This is a genomic window from Paenibacillus sp. SJS-P3 (assembly GCF_056711585.1).
On record NZ_CM160043.1, the window covers coordinates 4,447,103 to 4,464,216 of the forward strand.

Consider the following 17,114-nt stretch of genomic DNA (forward strand, 5'->3'; position numbering starts at 1 on the left):
ACTCCCTCTCATTACATCGGTAGATTGGCAACGATTTGTAGATAAATGTCGAAAAAACCTTGTCTGTCCCGCCGAAAAAGAACATCAAAAAGACACGGTGCGCCTGAACGGCGTTCCGTGCCCCGCAATTCCGCTGCTGTCTCGCAGTCAATCCTGATCCCAAACCCCGGACAATGATATCGGGATCCGATACTGGCGCTCGATATAATTTGGATAGTTGCCGATCGGGAACGTGAGCGGCTGCTTGTAGGCGCCCCCTTTGTACTTGAACGCAATAGTCTGGTTCATCTCATCGGAATCAGCGCTAACCGAGGATCCCAGCAGCTTGCCTTCATGCCAGCTTCCGCTCCCGTCCATGAACGATCCGTCCAATAGATTGTAGCTCATGTTGTCGTCCTTGCGGCCCGTATCAAGGTTGAACCGCAGCTGCAGTTCGCCGCCGCTCTCCGTCGATCCCAGCAAGGACACCTTGTCGTCCGGAGCCTTGAGCAGCAAGCCCTTCTCCGTATCGATGACGATCTCATCCTTGCCCTTATCCAGAGCCCGGAACCAGGTTCCCGTCAAATACAGAGCCTGCGGCTTGCGGAAGTAGCTGCTCTGGAAGGTGAAGACCGTCCGGTCGGGATCGTTCGTCCCGGAGCTCATGGAGGGAACGGACCATTCCTTGCCGGTATCGTCCACCAGCTTCATGTCGCCTCCGCCGAAAATCTTCATCGTATTGCTCTTCGCATAGCGCGCTTCGATTTTAATCGTAAGAGGAGAGATGACGGCCCGCTCGAAGATGATCTTCTGTCCGGCGGCTTCCAGCGTATAGTCCATCGGGACGGAGCGGGAATGCCCCGCGAACTTCCCGGTGTCCACCGCGAACGCCACTTTGTACTCCTGGCTGCGGAGCGTGAGCACGACGCCCAGCTTATCCGGCAACGGCTCCTCCTTGCTGAACAGAACGGAGATGTTCTCCATATTCTTGGCTCCGCCCGCTTGGCCCGTGACGTGCCCGGATGAGCCGTAGCCGACTTGCAGCCGCCGGTCCGTCCCGTCAGTCAGACTCAAATCATGCAGCTCGACCTGTTCATCGGGGCGCAGCCCTTCGATGCTGTACAGCAGATTCATCCGGAACTCGTCCGCGACGATGCCTTCCACGGTGAACCTCAGCCCGCCATGCTCATCCGACAGCCCTACCTTCTGCATGTAGTCGTTATCCACCGCGTCCAGGATGGATTGGTCGTTGGCGTACTCCTGGCGGATCGCGTCCACCAGCGAGGCCATTCCCGGAATCTGCCTGACGGCAGACGCGAATGCCGGGGATACGCGGATGGTCACCAGGCAGACGAGGAGCAGGAGGCAAGCGGCCGAAGCGGCATAGATTCTCCGGCTTACCGTCCTTCGCCTTCCCCGCTTCCTTTCCTTGCCGGCCGCAAGTCCCGCCCTAATCGCTGCGTCCGCCCGTCCTGCGAGAACAGGATCAATCCCCCTGTCTTCGGCCAGAACGGACAAATCCGGTTGCTGATCATCCTTCATCCCGCGCCTCCCCCTCTCTCATCCATGCTCTCAGCTTCGCCAGCGCCTTGTTCAGCCAGGTCTTCACCGTGCCCTCCGGCTTCTCCAGCAGCTTGGCGATTTCCGTCAGCGTCATATCGTCGTAATATTTGAGAATGACAACCTGCCTGAGCTTTGGCTCCAGCTCGGCAATGGCCTCCTCCATCCGCAGCCTGTCATCGATTCCAAGCATTCCGAATTCCGCAGCGGGAGCTTCGGGCAGCCTTTCGGCCGGTCTCTGTCTGCGGCGCCGCTTCTGTTCGTCGATGCAGACGTTCATCAGAATCCGGATCAGCCAGGTTTGGAAATAAGCCGGTTCCTTGAGCTTGCCCAGCTTCATGTACGCACGCAAGGTCGTCTCCTGAATGGCTTCCAGCGCCGCTTCCTCGCTGCGCAGGTAGGCAAGGGCGATCCGCAGCAGCCGATCCCGCGAATCGCCCATCAGCTGCAGGAAGGCGCCTTCGTCGCCCGCGCGGGCTTGGGCGGCCAACGCCGCGGAGCCGTCCTTTGCTTGTGCTTCCGACAAGGAAGCGGCCGGTTCAGGAACCTGGCAGGCCGTTGTCGTCGTTTCGTTGTCCAAGCCCTTCCCTCCCCTTCTCCGCATTAGACTTCGAACGCCGTCAAACGGTTTTGGCCGCAGCAAAAAAAGCCGGCCCGAGGCTGGCTTGAGGTACGCAGGACAAGGATGAGACTGCTACTTGAGCCTTATTTTCCAGCAATGCGCTGGCTAAAGCAAATAGGGCTCGTTCCGAGCCCCACTCCTCTCCTATGAAACCGGATGCGCATAAAAAACGAAGAAGCTGCCCCTGGCCATCTCCACGACCCAGGGGACAGCCTCTTGAATTCCCGCCCTCTTCCGAGCATCCGGCCGCCAGGGGCCGGACGCTTGCCCGAAAATCAGCCCTGCTCGACCTCTAGCTGCTTCAGCGGCTGCGTCGCCGGTCCCTCCAGCACGGTGCCGTCATAGCCGAAGCGCGAGCCGTGGCACGGGCAGTCCCAGGAGCGGTCGCCGGAATTCCACTTGCACTCGCAGCCCATATGCGTGCAGGTCGTATCCACGACATGCAGCGCTCCTTGCGAGTCGCGATAGGCGCCGGCGCGCTTGCCCTTGACCTTGACGACGGCGCCCTCGTCCGGCTCCAGCGAATCCGGCGTCCGGGACGGAGCGTCCAGCTTGCCGGAGATAAACTCTCCGGCGACGTTGGCGTTCTGGGCCACGAACGTCTTGAGCGACGGGTCGGCCTTGAAGCGCGAAGGCTTGAACAGCTCCAGATGCTTGCTCTGGCCGTTCGCGACGAGATCGTTCACGATCAGCGCGGCGAGCGTGCCGGTCGTCATTCCCCATTTGTTGTAGCCGGTGGCGATGAGCAGGTTGGGATGCTTGCCCGTGATCGGCCCGATGTAGGGCACTTCGTCGAGGGTGACGAGATCCTGCGCGGACCATCGGTAAGGAATGCTCTTGGCGCCGAGCAGGGAATCTCCGAATTGCTCCAGCGCCTCGAAATGCTGGATCATCGGAATGCCCTGGCCCGTCTTGTGGTTGTCTCCGCCGACGAGCACGACCCGCTTGTCTCCCAGCTGAGCCGAGCGCAGCGAGCGGACGGTGCTGCCCGCGCTGATGTACATGCCGCCCGGGAAAGGCTTCTCCGGCTCGACCGCGACGATGTAGGAGCGCATCGCATGCAGCCGGGAGAAGAACATGCCGCCGCCGTCCGTGAATGGAAAATGCGAGGCCGAAACCGCCCAGCTGCAGGAAATGGTGCCGCCCGCTTCCGTCTCCACCTGCAGGCGCCCGTTGTCGTCATCCTTCACCTTTCCGCTCGCGGTCGTATTCTCGTACACCTTGAGACCGTGGCGCTGCGCTTCGGCCAACAGCTTCTTCAGGTATTGCAGCGGATGGAACTGCGCCTGGCCCGGCAGCTTGATCGCGCCTTTCTCCGACAAACCGTCCAGCGGAAGCTTGTCCGTCCATTCTCCCGGTATGCCGATAGTCTGGTAGGCTTTCCACTCCGTATGCAGCTGCTTCAAGTCGGCATCGTTATCGGCATAAATATAGGCATCCTGAGTTTCCAGACCGCAGTCGATGCCGAGCTCCGCCACGATTTGCGTCATCCATTTCAACGCCTCGTCGTTGGCATCGTAATACTGCTTGGCCTGCTCCTTGCCGAAATGCTGCAGCAGCTTGTCGTAGATCATGCCGTGCTGGGCTGTGATTTTGGCGGTCGTATGTCCGGTCGTTCCGTCCAGAAGCCGGCCCGCCTCCGCAAGCACGACCTTGAGCCCCTGCTTGCTGAGCAGGTAAGCCGCCGTTATCCCCGTGATGCCGCCTCCGATAACGGCCACATCGGCTTCCACGGTGCCGCGCAGAGATTCGAATTGCGGCAGCTCCTCCGTTGCCCTCCACATCGATTCCGGGTAGCGGGGAAGCTTGCTGGATGAAGAAGGATTGCTGTTGTCCATGATTGAACCTCCCATATGCTGGATTTCCTATTTCTGTTATTCCCACAACCTGACGGAATCAAAACCAGGCGTCGAATCTCGGCATCACCCTCCAGGCCCGGCTGCCGCGCTCGCTCGGCGACCTCTCGCTGCTGAAGGACGCGCGCTAACTGGAGCTGGTCGGCCTGGCTCTGCAGCAGGGCAAGCAGACATCCATCGCCACGCATGGCCGGGATTTGATCCAGGAGGCGGACGCTCGCGGGTATGTCCGGCATCCTCTGGCAAGCTCGAGATGCGGTACGGAATCGCCCCGGAGTCGGCGCGGGACTGGAAGGAATCCGGCGTCCCGACCCGGATCTACGTCACGTATGGCGAGGAATGGTACTTGTGCCTGCCACCGGATCGCCGAGCATCCTCCCAACCTGTATGACGCCGTCACCGACATGATCCGGGGCGGGAGCCCCGTATTGGACGTTTACTGAATGCAAAAACAACCGGGGGGATGCCCGCCGGTTGTTTTCGCTTTGCCCTATTGCACCATTTGCACATTTGCCCTATTTGCACCAATTGCCTCATATGCCCTATTTGCCTTGTTTTGGCGGCAAGACTGCCTACACGAACGTTTTCGTGTCGTTGTTGCGGCCGAATTTGTAAGCCGCGACGAGGAAGAACACAAGAGCGAAGGCAGCCAGCACGGCTAGGTTGATCGCGATCCGGCTCGTATCTCCGGTCTGCAGCTCGTCGATCGATTGGAGCACCCAGCGCTGCGGCATGAAGTCGCCGATCTTGCGGATCGTGTCCGGCATGATCGAGATCGGGAAGAAACATCCGGCCAGCAAGCAGCTCGGCGTAATGATGAAGTTCGACATCGCCCCGGATACCGCCGAGTTTTTGGAGAAGGCGACGATGACGAGCGAGAGGCTGACGGAGACGAGGGCGAACAGGATCAGCATGCCCCCGAGCTGGGCGATCGGAAGGCCCGGGTCGACGCCGAAGACGTAGCGGAGCGCGACGAGAGCGACGGCCACCTGCACGACCATGACGGCGATGTTGACCAGGACGTTGGCGAGCACGTACGAGCGGGCGCTGATGGGAGAAGACAGAATGCGGTAATACGTCCGGTCTTCGCGGCTCTTCAGGATGATTTCCGACAGATTGACGGCCGCGGTCATCATGAACAGGATCAGGAACCCGATGGACTGGACCGACATCGCCTTCGTCAGGGATGTATCGGCGACTTGCTGCGTCTCGAGCTTGAACTCTCCGCCGCGGTAATCGGCATACAGCTTGTCGAAGGCCGCCCGGTCCCCGCCGGCTGTGCGGCTTATGGCCGCCGTATTGTCCAGGTATGCGTTCAGCATGCCTTTGATATATGCCGTCACGGTCTGGCCTTTGACGGATTGAATGGCGATTCCTTCCGGCTTGCCTGCCGCCACGCTGTCGGAATAGCCCCTCTCCATAATCAGGCCCGAGTCCAGGTCCGCCGACGCCAGCTTCTTCTTCAGCTCCTCCCGCGTCAGCAGCGTCGTCTTCACATGCTGCAGGCTGCCGACGTAGGCCGCCGTATCGGCGGCGATGACGGCGCTGCCGTCCTCATTGGCGATGCCGACGCGCAGCACCTGCTGTCCCGAGCTGCCGTAGAGCATGATCGAGCCGACGACTCCGATGATCGGCAGCCCCAGGTAGACGAGCAGGCTGCTCCTTTTGCGGAAGGTGTTCTTCAAGGTATGGACGGCCACCCACCATATATCTCTCCACATGTTACAATCCCTCCCGCTTGCTCATCATATAGGCCGAGGCTGCCAGCAGCAGCGCGGCAAGACCGGCGTTGAGCCCGATGGTCTGAAACACTTGGGTGTTGTCGCCGAGGTAGATCATATTGTTCAAGGCCATGTTCGCCCACCGGATCGGGGACAGGCTGGCGGCGATGCCCAGCAGGCTGTTCTTCTCGACCACTCCGATCGGGAAGTACGCGCCGCCGAAGAAGGAGGCCGCCTGCACCGCCAGGGAGATCAGACCGCCCGATGCGCTCGACTTCAGGAGATAGCTGACCGCAAGCCCCAGGCTGGTCGACAGCACGACGACGGAGAGCAGGACGAGCAGGACGAGAGGCAGGTTGTCGCCCCAGTAGGCATGGTAGACGACCTTGCTGAACGTAATGACGACAAGCACGCAGAGCATGTTGACCGCCAGATTGCCGAGCACCTTGCCGGCAAAAATCTCTCCCTTGCGCACCGGAGCGGCCACCAGGCGCGCCGCCGTGCCCTGCCTGATCTCGCTCTTGACGAGGTTGGCCGCCGACATCGCGCCCCACAGGGCGATCATGACGGTCAGCGCGACCGCGTAGTAATCCATCGAGCCCGGCATGCGGTCCAGATCCAGCGACAGCTCCTTCACGTACCCGCCGGAAGGCGCCGGCTGGAACGCGGAGGCAGCCTTGGCCGGATCGGCCGCCGCGATGGCGGCTGCGGCATTGTAGCGGTCGGCATAGGCCGAGAGCATGCCTTGGGTCATGTTGCTCGCGACGGCGTTGCGGTCGCTTCCATACAGCTTGATGCCGCTGTTCGCCACGATTGCATAGTCGTCATAGTTGTTTTTCTCCACTTCCGCCGCCCCGTCCATGCCGGGCTTCAAGTCCGTGAAAGCAAAGCCGGATTTCTCCATCTCCGCCCGGAATCCCGCAAATCCCTGCTGCGCGGCGCCGCTGCTCTGATCCTGCACCAGCACGCGGATCGTATCCATGGAAGCTGTCGTGCTGAACGCATTGGCAAGGGCCGTGCCGAGCACCAGCATCAGGACAAGCGGAAAGGCGAGCATGAAGAACAGCGTGCGCCGGTTCCGGAAGCTCAGGAGCATTTCCTTGAGCGCGATTTTGATCACATTCATCTCGACCCCTCCTATTGGTCCCGCAGGCTGCGGCCCGTCAGCGTCAGGAAGACCGTCTCGAGATTCGGCTCTTCTTCCTGCAATGCCTTCACTTCGGCGCCGCCGTCCATCAGCGACTTCAGAATCCGGTTCAGATTGTCCACGGCCGCGTCGCTCTGAATGCTCAGACGCCCTTCCTTCTCGTTCACCGCGCGCACGCCGGGAATCCGGCTGAGGCTCTGAAGGCTGTAAGCCGAGCCCGGCTTCAGCTCGATCGACAGATCCTTGACATCCGTAATGATCGCCTTGAGCTGCTCCTTGGTGCCGTCCGCGATGATCTTGCCATGGTCGACGATGGCGACCCGGGAGCAGATCTCTTCGACCTCCTCCATGTAGTGGCTCGTGTAGATGACCGTGCAGCCGGATTCGTTGAGCTTCTTCACCGACTCCAGAATGTAGTTCCGGGACTGGGGATCGATGCCGACGGTCGGTTCGTCCATGATGATCAGGCTCGGCTTGTGCGCGATGGCGCAGGCGATGTTCAGCCGGCGCTTCATGCCGCCGGAGAAGGTGGAGGGACGGCTCTTGGCGCGGTCGCCGAGGCCGACGAATTCAAGCGCTTCTTCGGTCCGCTCCTTCAGCAGCTTGCCCCGCAGGCCGTAGAGGCCGGCGAAGAAGGCCACATTCTCATAAGCGGTCATGTCGTCGTAGATAGCCAGATCCTGAGGCACGATGCCCAGGTTCGTCTTGGCGTGGCGGCTATGCTTGCGGCTGTCCTTGCCGAGGATGCGGATCTCTCCCGCGCTCGGCTGCAGCAGCGAGGAGATCATGTTGATCGTCGTGCTCTTGCCCGCTCCGTTGGACCCGAGGAAGCCGAAGATCTCGCCTTCCTTCACGTTCAGAGTCATATTGTCCACCGCGACGAAATTTCCGAATTTTTTGGTCAGACCTTGAATTTCCAACACGTTCATTGATCCCCACTCCGTTTCCCTCATCCATTTGATGCTCTCAGTATAAGAAAAAAGGATGCCCCTATGTCAGTGCATAAGTTCACCCTTCGGATATGAGAAATCTCATGTTCTTGTAGAGGGCAGCCGTCCGGGGGACCATGAATTTCTTCATGTATCCCTTCATTCTCCAGGCTTGTCCCCGGATGGCAGCAGCGTCGTGACGCTGAAGCCGCGGCTGCCGTCCGCGACGACGGTGCCTCCGACCGAAGCCGCCCGCTCCTCCATGCCCTTGAGTCCAAGCCCTTTGACGATCTTGTCCTTGCCCCGCCCGTTGTCCGTCACGACCGCCTTGATGTAGCGCTTCAGCACGCTGACCTCGACATGGACGGCCGTCGCGCCGCTATATTTGAGAGCATTGGTGAGCGATTCCGTCACGTTGTCCTGGATGATCTTCCAATAAAGAGGCCCGATGGACTCCAGATCGCCGCTCCCGCTGACGCCCGCCTGCAGGCCGCTGCTCATCCCGAAGCTCTCGACCTTCTCGCGCAGCCGGCTCATCCCGAGCTGCTCCGTCGGAGGCTTGAGGCGATGCAGCGTCAGCCGGATCTCCTCGATAGCCCCCTTGGAGATGCCGATCGCATTGTCCAGCAGCTGCCCCGCCCGCTCCGGATCCCGCGCCAGGAGCATTTTCGCCGCCTCCATCTGGATGAGGGCGCCGGTCATGGAATGGCCGACGCCGTCATGGATTTCCTGCGACAGCCGGTTGCGCTCCTCCAGCTTGTGCGTGTACTCGGAGTTCCGCTGCAGCTCCTGCCCGTCGCTCAGGCGGCGGGCCAGCCTCTCCTGCTTCATGCGCAGCCGGTCCAGCTCCTCCTCGAGGCCGATGGCCTTCATGAGCTGCGCCGAGTACAGCAGATAATGGAACCAGGCCGCAACGGCTACGAAAACATAGCCGACAAGCAGCCCGTCACGGAGAAAGAGCAGGGGCAGGAGCGATCCCGCCTGCAGCATGGCTCTCCGCCTGCCGTGCAGAAAGGCCAGCTCGCAGGCGCTGAAAGGCAGCAGCAGCACGAACAAGGGGCTGCCGTATGCGCTCGCGGCGAGCACGAACAGGATGACCGCCGCAATGGCGCCGGTTTTGGCGTTGATGTGGCCAAGCAGGCGAACCGACATGCTTAGCGCGATGTAGAGAAGCGCGAGCAGCATGAGCAGCGACGAATGCGCCGCGGTCCCGTCGGCGAAGTAGGCTGATGCCATGATGAAGGCCAGCGCAAGCAGCTTGTTGCCCATCGTCCACAGCTGCATGGCGTCAGGAAAGCTTGCCCGTGAGATAGTAGATCGCGATCTGCGTCCGGTGCTCCAGGGCTGTCTTGTTCAAAATGGAGGTGATGTAGTTGGCGATCGTGCCTTCGGAGATGAACAGCTCGCGGGAAATTTCCTTGTTGGACCGCCCCTTCGCGATCCGGGCCATGACTTCGAGCTCCCGCTCCGTAAACAGGCTGCGGTCGATCGCCGGCTCCGGAGCCGCCGGGGCGGCGGGAGCGGTCAGGCCGGCTCTCAGCTTCTCCAGCACGGCGTCCTGCAGCACGCTGTGGCCGCCATGGACGCTGCGGATCGCAGCCGCGATCTGCTCCGGATCGTTGTTCTTGAGCAGATATCCCTTGGCGCCGCTGCGCACCGCATCGAGAATATAGGCGTCATCGTCGAAAGTCGTCAGGATGAGCGGTTTCGCCTGCGACCCCTCCGAGATGAGCCGGGCGGCTTCCACCCCGTTCATGTTCGGCATCCGCACGTCCAGCAGCGCTACGTCCACCTCATTCGCCTTGCAGTAGTCGACGGCCTGGAGGCCGTCCTCGACCGCGGCGACGATCTCGAACTCGCCGAAGCTGGCGAGGATGATGCGCATTCCTTCCCTGATGAATGAATTGTCGTCGGCAATCAGCACCCTGATCATCGGTATTCCTCCCTATGGCGTCCGGGGCCTGTTTCCACAGGCTTTAAGTGGTAGTTTACCATGAAAAGGAAAGCCGCGAAGAGACTAATTGCCCCAGGCCGGGCATATACATGACGAACGATGCCTGATGGGAGGACTGCCCGTGAAAAGGCTGCATCTGATGCTGATCATTCTCCTTGCCCTGCTGCTCGCCGCTTGCGCCGCATGGGGAGCTCTATGGATATACGGCTCCAAAACGACCGTTCCCTCCGGCACCGCGGCGGGAGGGCTGCCTGTCGGAGGCTTGCCGAGGCAGGAGGCGCTGCGGCTGCTGCAGGCGTACGGAGAAGCGATGGATGGCCGCGCGGTCATCCTGCAGGATGGAGGAGGCCTCGCCTCCTTCAACGCGGACAAGCCCCCGGCCTCAGCCGGCGGGGGCATTGCGGCAAGCCGTATTCCGAACGAAACCGGCAGCGCCGAAGGAATTGCCGGCGGCATCCCTGCGGCCGATGCGCCCGGCAGCCTGGCGGCCGTGGCGTCCCGCAACGCGCCTGGCGGCCTGGAAGCTGAAGCGTCCCGCCACGCCTCCTGGACGCTGCGGGCGCTCGGGTTCCGGCTCCGGCTGGAGGAAGCGGAGGCTGCGATCCGCCGGCTGGCCACAGGCTCCGCATGGAGCCGGGCCAAGTACCGCTGGCATTGGGACCAGCGGCTGCACGCGAAGCTCGAGTCCCGCCGCGGGACGTTCGATGCCGCGCTGCGCCGGGAATGGGGCTTCTACGACGAGCGGCAGCCCGTCGACGCGATGCGGACGATTGCCCCGGATGACCGAGTCGTGTACACGCCGGGGCGGAGCGTCCTCCACCTGGATCTGGACCGGCAGTACGCCCAGGTCAGAGCTTGGGCGATGCTTGGCGGGATTGCCGCGTCAGAGCTGCAGGATTCGCGCCTGCCCTCGGCTCGTTCCCTGACAGGGCTCAAAGGCAAAGCGCTGCTGAAGCAGCTGGGCGTCAGCCCCGTTCTGGAAGGAAGGCTTCAAATGAAAGCGATGCTCCCCAAGGTCACGCTGGCGTCGCTGCGGGAGGAAGGAATCGATCGGCTGATCGCGAGCTTCACGACCGACTACAGCGCCAGCTCCCAGGGAAGGGCGTTCAATGTCTCGGAGACGGCCCGAACTCTGAGCGGCTGGATCATGAAGCCGGGCGACGTCTTCGATTATGGAGAGATCATCCGAATCACGGAGCGCGAGACCGGCTACCGGGAAGCGCCCGTCATTCTGAACGGCCAGCTCGCCCCCGGCATCGGGGGCGGCATCTGCCAGGTGTCCAGCACGCTCTACAATGCCGTGCTGCTGGCCGGCCTCGACATCGTGGAGCGGCGCAACCATTCGCTTCCCGTCTCCTATCTCCCTCTGGGGCGGGACGCTACCTTTGCCGATGGCGTCATCAACTTCCGCTTCCGCAATTCCACCGGCAAGCATATTCTCATCCAGACAAGCTCGGGCGATGGAAAGCTGACGGTCAAGCTGTACGGCACCCTCTCCCCCGACGTCAAGTATGAGATCCGATCCGAGACCGTCCGATCCCTCTCCCCTGCCGTTCAGCTGGAGCCGACCTCGCTGCTTGCTCCCGGCGAGAGCCGGGTTTTGACGCCGGGCAAAAGAGGTTATGTAGTCGATACGTATCGGATCCGTTATGTAAAGGGCAAAGAGACCTCGCGCCTCCGCATTTCCCGGGATACGTACAAAGCCCAGCCGGAAATCGTCGGCATCGGGCGGCAGCCGGAGCGCGCGGCATCCCCGTCACCCGACGGCTTGGACTCCGGTCCGGCAATTGGCGGCACGGACCTGCCGGAAGTTCCATCGGCAGGCTTGCTGGAGGACGGCATCCGGTTGCTGCCATAGCAGCCGATGCCAATGCTCCTCGTCTTCAGCCGATGAGCGCGTGCTTGTCATCGGCGCGGCGGGGATATTGGCCTTCAGCCGATGACGATAGCTGCCGCATGGAGGAGATGGAGGCGTTCGCCTTCAGTCCATGACTGTGCAGTAGTCCATGACTGCGCAGCCGGCCGCTGCGAGGCCAGAATTCCGCGCCTTCAAGCGATGACCGCAGCCGCCGCATCGCTGCCGCCGGGATAATAACGGTCCACCGGGGCCGGCTTGCCGAACAGATAGCCCTGGAACAGCTGGTAGCCATTCCGCTTCAGCCATTCGAAATCTTCTTGCTGCTCGACTCCTTCTGCAAGCGGGACGGCGCCGGCCTGCAAGGCCGCTTCCAGAAACGAAAGCGCGGAGCGCTGCTTGTCCGCATCCTGAGCGACGCCTTGCACATTCTGCATATCCAGCTTCATGTAATGGGGGCTCAGCTCCTCCAACAGATCTGCCGTGCTGTATCCCGCACCCGTATCGTCCAGGGCGCACTGGAATCCCCGCTCGCGGTAGTAGGCCAGAATCCGCTTCAAATGCTCCGTGTCCTCGACCTTGTCCGTCTCCACCACTTCGAAGACGAACAGGGAAGGATCCGCTCCAAGCTTCGCCGCAAGATTCACGGTCGTCCGGAGGCAATATTCGGGAGCGTAGATGGATGTCGGGACAAAATTAATGAAAGCTCTTGTTTTCAAAGGAGCCGCATGCCTGACCGCAGCCATTCGGCAAGCTTTGTCCAGCGCGTACAGACGCCCCCGCTCCCGGGCCGCCTGGAACATTTCGCCCGGGTAGATCAAGGTCCCGTCCTCCCGAATGAACCTCGCCAGGAACTCATAGGCGTACAGCTCCCCGCTCCCGTCGACGATCGGCTGGATATGGCAGATGATCCGCTCCTCTCGGATCAGGTCATCGACCCACTTCGTGCCGGCGATCGAGCCGGCTTCGGCCAAGGGCCTCCATCCTCCTTCGGCAGCAATCCGAAATGTAATCATCTCGGCGTCGGCATGGTCCCGGCAAAAATCCAGCATGCCCGGCAACTCCGTTTCCGATATCCTCAGTATGTTGTCCTCGAAAACCGCGCCTTTTCCTTGACTACTCAGATGATCTGCCGCTTCGCGGACGGCGAGCAGACTTTCCTCTCCGCCGCAGCGAAGCTCGATTCCCAACGGTTCCATCCTGCAGCTTGAGCATTCCACCCTTACCCGCTCCTAATCTTATAATCCAGCCTCGGCCAAGAGGCCAGTCTCCCCAAATTATTTTCATTTCGATAAATATATTCTTTTTCCAGATATATCCGAAAAGGGAATGGCAACTTTTTCTATACCCGTTTCTCCCCATGTTGAAACAATCGAAGAGAAGAAATTTTTTTCCTTCTTCAAAAAAAGCTTACCAACCATCTGCACTTTGCCGTTATATACAAAAAGGAAACCGGCTTGCCGCCGTCCGCCGATTGTCTAAGGAGATCAACCGCCGATGCCTATCCTTCACAGCTCCTATAACATGCCGCTTGCTGTCCTATCCATCCTGATCGCCGTGATCTCATCGTTCACGGTTCTTGATCTTGCCATATTGATCGACAAGGCCAAAAAACGCACGCGCTACATCTGGACCCTTTCCGGCGCCGTCGCGATGGGGCTCGGCATCTGGTCGATGCATTTCGTCGCCATGCTGGCCATGCATCTGCCCGTCCGGGTCACCTATCATCCGATGCTGGTCCTGGTATCCATCGTACCGGCGATATTCGCCTCCGGCCTTGCCTTGATCACCGTGAGCGGCTCGTCTCTTCCTGTCCTGCGCTCATGCTCGGGCGCCGTGCTGATGGGAACCGGGATCGTTTCCATGCATTATATCGGCATGAATGCCATTGTCGTCGAGGCGCATGTGACCTACAACGTCCCTCTGGTAGCGGCATCATGCGCCATCTCCGTCCTGGCTTCCCTGGCCGCCCTTCATCTGATCTTCGCCATCAAGCAGCGCTCCGGCACTCCCGGCGTGTGGAGATTCAAATCCGCCGGAGCGGTCCTGATGGGCCTGGCTGTCGCCGGCATGCACTATACGGGCATGGCTGCCGCTTCCTTCCACCATACGGGCGGCGCTCCCGCCGGCCACCACTCTTCGATGGACAACACGCTTCTCGCTTATGCGATTTTCATCGGCATGCTCGTCATCCTGGGCCTCGTCTTCATCAGCACCTACTTGAACCGGCGCTTCGAATCCCAGTCGATGGAGTCCGAACGCAAATTCAAATCCGTCGTCGAATCCGCCAGCGACGCCATCATCCTCGCCGACAGCCGGACGATCATCCAGTCCTGGAACAAGGGAGCCGAGCGCATCTTCGGCTACTCCGAAGCCGAGGCGGCCGGCAAGCCGCTGGAGATGATCATTCCCGACCGCCTGCGCGACGAGCACCGCAAGGAAATCGCTCCCTATGCTTCGACGCTTGCTCCCGACGGGTCCGGAAGCGTGCTGGAGCTGTCCGGGCTGGGCAAGGACGGAGTGGAATTCCCGATTGAAATGTCTCTGGCATCATGGACCGAAGACGGAAAGAAGTACTTCAGCAGCATTATCCGGGACATCACCGAACGGAAAAAAGCCGAGCAAAAAATCAACCAGATGGTTTATCTCGACGCTCTCACCGGATTGCCCAATCGCCTGCTGCTCGGAGACCGGCTCAAGCAATCGCTTGAATTCGCCAAGGAGACAGGCCACCAGGTCGGCATCCTGTTCATCGACCTGGACCGGTTCAAATATGTCAACGACACGCTCGGACACTCTACAGGCGATCTGCTGCTAATCCAGGTATCGAAGCGGCTGCGGGACTGCGTCGACAGCGGCGATACCGTATCGCGTCTGGGAGGAGACGAGTTCATCATCCTGCTGCCGGGCACGACCTCGGATGAGATCAGCCGCAAAGCCCGCCTCATCGTCAAAAGCTTCACCAAGCCGATCCTGATCTCCGGGAACGAAATGTTCGTCACCCCTTCAATCGGAATCAGCGTGTACCCCGGCGACGGCCAGACCCAGGAGACGCTCATCCAGAACGCCGATACGGCCATGTACCGCGTCAAGGAGCAGGGCAAGAACCACTTCCAGTTCTACACGCCGGAAATGAACGAAGCGGTCACCCACAGGATGAAGCTGGAGCACGGCCTGCGCAAAGGTCTCCAGAGAGGCGAGTTCAAGGTTCACTATCAGCCTCAGGTCGACATCATGTCGGGCATGATCGTCGGTCTCGAGGCGCTCGTCCGCTGGAAGCATCCGCAGTGGGGCCTTATCTCGCCGGCCGATTTCATTCCTCTGGCCGAAGAAACCGGCCTCATCATCCCGATCGGGGAATGGGTGCTGCAGGAATCGTGCCGCCAGAACAAAGCCTGGCAGGACGAGGGCTACGAGCCGATTCGGATCGCCGTCAACATTTCCTCCCGCCAATTCCAGCAGAACGACTTTGCCGAGATGGTCAGCGCGACGCTGGAGGCGACCGGCATGGATCCTCAGTACCTTGAGCTCGAGCTGACCGAAAGCATCGTCCAGAACTCGGAGAAAGCGATCTCGATCATGCACAGGCTCAAAGCGATGGGCATCTGCCTGTCGATCGACGATTTCGGCACCGGCTATTCCTCGCTGAGCTACCTGAAGCTGTTCCCGATCGACAGCCTCAAAATCGATCGCTCCTTCACGCGCAACCTCCTCCAGGATGCCAAGGACGAAGCGCTCGTCCATACGATCATCAACATGGCCCATAACCTCGGGCTCAAGGTCATCGCCGAAGGCGTGGAAACCGACGAGCAGCTGCAGTATTTGCAGCAGCGCCAATGCCATGAAGCCCAAGGGTATTTCTTCAGCCAGCCGATCCCGGCCGAAGAGCTTCCAGGCTTGCTGAATGCGACAAGCGCCTAATTCGGGCGAGCAGGAGCGACCTCGCTTCAATGGAGGGAACTCCCCTGCAGCAAGGATGGAAACCAACCAAAGCCTGCATCCGCAAGACAAAGAGCGCCTGCGTCCGTCGACGCCCGGCGCTCTTTTTTTATGCTGCACTATGCCGGCTCGCGCATCCAGCCGCAGACTTCAGAGCCCCATCTTACCGTGAAGAAAGAGCGCTCAAAGGAATTATGTTCAAACAGGCTTCACTCGGAGTTGCTCCGGTGCTCTTTAGTGCTCCGATACTCTTTGGTGATTGGGTGCTCTTTGGTGATTGGGTGCTCTTTGGTGATTGGGTGCTCTTTGGTGATTGGGTGCTCTTTGGTGATTGGGTGCTCTTTGGTGATTGGGTGCTCTCTGTGCTCGGGTGCCTTTGATGCTCGGGTGCTCGAATGCTCAGCTGCGAAGCATGAAGTCCAATACCGCCAGAGCCGCCAGATGGGCAGGATAGAAAGATCTCCACAGCCAGCGGGGAACTTTCAGCTTGTCGAGCCCCTCGCGCCAGTCTTCTCCATAGGCGAGCAGCAGCGTCGGGGCGATGCTGAACAGCTGAAGCACCCAAGATGATCCATATGCGGCGATGATCGCTACGTTCAGCAGCAGATGCAGCACCACCATCCTCTTCGGCCCTGCATACCGGAAGATCAGGATCAGCAGCAAGCCGTAGGCATTGTAGTCGAAAGGAAGCTCCTGCATGATGATGCAGGCTGCTGCCACCAGGAAGGCCGCGGCAGTCCCGCCGGCAATGCGCCGGCCTCTGCTCGGGCCGCTGCGTTCGCTGCCGGGAATGCCGGCTGGGCGGGCGCTCCATTCGAGTAGGCCATCGAGGGCGAAGATGACGAGCGCCGCGGCAAGCAGAGTAAAGATGACGTTGTAATGGCTCGTTCCGAACGCAAGCATGTAAGGAACCTGCGCGATGGCCGCGAGCAGCGCGAGCCTGCCGATGTATCGTTTTCGGGAGCGGGTCATCAGGCAGCCGACGGCGATTCCATAGGCGTAAATGGGAAATGCGATCCGCCCGACGATGCGCCAGCCTGTGGAGTCGGGGAAGAAAATGACGCCGATATGGTCGATGAGCATCGAGAAAATCGCCAGCAGCTGCATGAACGTCACCTCTTTCTCGAACTAGGCGTGAGTACGGTTAATGACATGGCCTGCCTTTGCTATAGATGATAAAGAATTCAATCCCCAAAATCCACCCCGCCGATGTTAGAGCGCCTCTCCTGTCCTCTCTGACCAATTCTCCCCTTACCGTCCCCCTCTTTCCCCCTCTTTTTCAACCCAAATACCTCCATCTATTTCCTTGTTCTCTTCTCTCCTCTCCTCTCCTCTCCTCTCCTCTCCTCTCCTCTCCTGTCCTCTCCTGTCCTCTCCTGTCCTTTCCTGTCCTATCCTGTCCTCCCCTGTGGATCTCCTCCCTCTCCTCTCTTTCCCTGCCCTTTTCTCTCCTTGCTTTCTCCCTGCCCTCCGCCGAGCCTGTCTTGCCCGCTCCTCTGACCCTAGCCGCACGATGGCTTGTCCTGGAACGACAAGGAGCCCCATCCGCGCA

Annotated in this window: 14 protein-coding genes; 3 read left to right on the top strand and 11 right to left on the bottom strand. The window is 60.5% G+C overall.

Annotated elements, in window-relative coordinates; genetic code table 11:
* Window positions 1-147 precede the first annotated feature (147 nt).
* From AC06G8_RS20405 to AC06G8_RS20440, 8 genes are all read right to left on the bottom strand, one after another.
* Window positions 148-1,521 carry a DUF4179 domain-containing protein gene (locus AC06G8_RS20405; RefSeq protein ID WP_480283729.1) on the bottom strand — a complete coding sequence of 458 codons (1,374 nt, stop codon included), beginning with the start codon at window positions 1,519-1,521 and terminating at the stop codon, window positions 148-150.
* Entirely contained in the window at window positions 1,511-2,119 is a 609-nt protein-coding gene (locus AC06G8_RS20410) for a sigma-70 family RNA polymerase sigma factor (protein WP_480283730.1), read from the bottom strand. Before AC06G8_RS20410 ends, AC06G8_RS20405 begins: the two co-directional genes overlap by 11 nt.
* Before the next feature lie 317 nt (window positions 2,120-2,436).
* Complete coding sequence (locus AC06G8_RS20415) at window positions 2,437-3,999, bottom strand: FAD-dependent oxidoreductase (protein WP_480283731.1); 1,563 nt, start codon at window positions 3,997-3,999, stop codon at window positions 2,437-2,439.
* A 590-nt stretch (window positions 4,000-4,589) separates the two neighbouring features.
* Window positions 4,590-5,738 carry an ABC transporter permease gene (locus AC06G8_RS20420; RefSeq protein ID WP_480283732.1) on the bottom strand — a complete coding sequence of 383 codons (1,149 nt, stop codon included), beginning with the start codon at window positions 5,736-5,738 and terminating at the stop codon, window positions 4,590-4,592.
* A 1-nt stretch (window position 5,739) separates the two neighbouring features.
* Window positions 5,740-6,864 (bottom strand): ABC transporter permease, encoded by a 1,125-nt coding sequence (locus tag AC06G8_RS20425; RefSeq protein WP_480283733.1) that lies wholly within the window; start codon window positions 6,862-6,864, stop codon window positions 5,740-5,742.
* An 11-nt stretch (window positions 6,865-6,875) separates the two neighbouring features.
* Window positions 6,876-7,814, bottom strand: coding sequence for an ABC transporter ATP-binding protein (locus AC06G8_RS20430; protein ID WP_480283734.1), 939 nt, complete (start codon window positions 7,812-7,814; stop codon window positions 6,876-6,878).
* A 159-nt stretch (window positions 7,815-7,973) separates the two neighbouring features.
* The gene (locus tag AC06G8_RS20435; protein WP_480283735.1) at window positions 7,974-9,098 is read right to left on the bottom strand and encodes a sensor histidine kinase; all 1,125 of its coding nucleotides are present in this window, start codon (window positions 9,096-9,098) and stop codon (window positions 7,974-7,976) included.
* A 4-nt stretch (window positions 9,099-9,102) separates the two neighbouring features.
* On the bottom strand, window positions 9,103-9,747 hold the full coding sequence (locus AC06G8_RS20440) for a response regulator (RefSeq protein WP_447662899.1): 645 nt from the start codon (window positions 9,745-9,747) through the stop codon (window positions 9,103-9,105).
* A 142-nt stretch (window positions 9,748-9,889) separates the two neighbouring features.
* On the opposite strand from AC06G8_RS20440, the gene AC06G8_RS20445 reads away from it, so the two are divergent.
* Window positions 9,890-11,626, top strand: a complete 1,737-nt coding sequence (locus AC06G8_RS20445; RefSeq protein WP_480283736.1) for a VanW family protein — start codon at window positions 9,890-9,892, stop codon at window positions 11,624-11,626.
* 191 nt (window positions 11,627-11,817) lie between these two features.
* Here AC06G8_RS20445 and AC06G8_RS20450 read toward each other — a convergent pair whose 3' ends face one another.
* On the bottom strand, window positions 11,818-12,822 hold the full coding sequence (locus AC06G8_RS20450; RefSeq protein WP_480285477.1) for an EAL domain-containing protein: 1,005 nt from the start codon (window positions 12,820-12,822) through the stop codon (window positions 11,818-11,820).
* 298 nt (window positions 12,823-13,120) lie between these two features.
* On the opposite strand from AC06G8_RS20450, the gene AC06G8_RS20455 reads away from it, so the two are divergent.
* A complete protein-coding gene (locus AC06G8_RS20455) occupies window positions 13,121-15,544 on the top strand; it encodes an EAL domain-containing protein (RefSeq protein WP_480283737.1) in 2,424 nt (807 codons plus the stop codon).
* Window positions 15,545-15,573: 29 nt separating this feature from the next.
* Window positions 15,574-15,942, top strand: a complete 369-nt coding sequence (locus AC06G8_RS20460) for a hypothetical protein (RefSeq protein WP_480283738.1) — start codon at window positions 15,574-15,576, stop codon at window positions 15,940-15,942.
* A gap of 19 nt (window positions 15,943-15,961) precedes the next feature.
* Here the strand turns inward: AC06G8_RS20460 and AC06G8_RS20465 are convergent, their stop codons facing one another.
* Together AC06G8_RS20465 and AC06G8_RS20470 are read right to left on the bottom strand one after the other, a co-directional pair.
* Window positions 15,962-16,669 (bottom strand): TraX family protein, encoded by a 708-nt coding sequence (locus AC06G8_RS20465; protein WP_480283739.1) that lies wholly within the window; start codon window positions 16,667-16,669, stop codon window positions 15,962-15,964.
* A 144-nt stretch (window positions 16,670-16,813) separates the two neighbouring features.
* Window positions 16,814-17,074, bottom strand: coding sequence for a hypothetical protein (locus AC06G8_RS20470; protein ID WP_480283740.1), 261 nt, complete (start codon window positions 17,072-17,074; stop codon window positions 16,814-16,816).
* Window positions 17,075-17,114: the final 40 nt, after the last annotated feature.

Excerpts from the sequence above, each read along its gene's own strand:
- AC06G8_RS20405 (WP_480283729.1), bottom strand. The coding sequence starts at position 1,521 with ATGAAGGATGATCAGCAACCGGATTTGTCCGTTCTGGCCGAAGACAGG.
- AC06G8_RS20415 (WP_480283731.1), bottom strand. The coding sequence starts at position 3,999 with ATGGACAACAGCAATCCTTCTTCATCCAGCAAGCTTCCCCGCTACCCG.
- AC06G8_RS20420 (WP_480283732.1), bottom strand. The coding sequence starts at position 5,738 with ATGTGGAGAGATATATGGTGGGTGGCCGTCCATACCTTGAAGAACACC.
- AC06G8_RS20425 (WP_480283733.1), bottom strand. The coding sequence starts at position 6,864 with ATGAATGTGATCAAAATCGCGCTCAAGGAAATGCTCCTGAGCTTCCGG.
- AC06G8_RS20430 (WP_480283734.1), bottom strand. The coding sequence starts at position 7,814 with ATGAACGTGTTGGAAATTCAAGGTCTGACCAAAAAATTCGGAAATTTC.
- AC06G8_RS20435 (WP_480283735.1), bottom strand. The coding sequence starts at position 9,098 with ATGCAGCTGTGGACGATGGGCAACAAGCTGCTTGCGCTGGCCTTCATC.
- AC06G8_RS20440 (WP_447662899.1), bottom strand. The coding sequence starts at position 9,747 with ATGATCAGGGTGCTGATTGCCGACGACAATTCATTCATCAGGGAAGGA.
- AC06G8_RS20450 (WP_480285477.1), bottom strand. The coding sequence starts at position 12,822 with ATGGAACCGTTGGGAATCGAGCTTCGCTGCGGCGGAGAGGAAAGTCTG.
- AC06G8_RS20455 (WP_480283737.1), top strand. The coding sequence starts at position 13,121 with ATGCCTATCCTTCACAGCTCCTATAACATGCCGCTTGCTGTCCTATCC.
- AC06G8_RS20460 (WP_480283738.1), top strand. The coding sequence starts at position 15,574 with ATGGAGGGAACTCCCCTGCAGCAAGGATGGAAACCAACCAAAGCCTGC.
- AC06G8_RS20465 (WP_480283739.1), bottom strand. The coding sequence starts at position 16,669 with ATGCAGCTGCTGGCGATTTTCTCGATGCTCATCGACCATATCGGCGTC.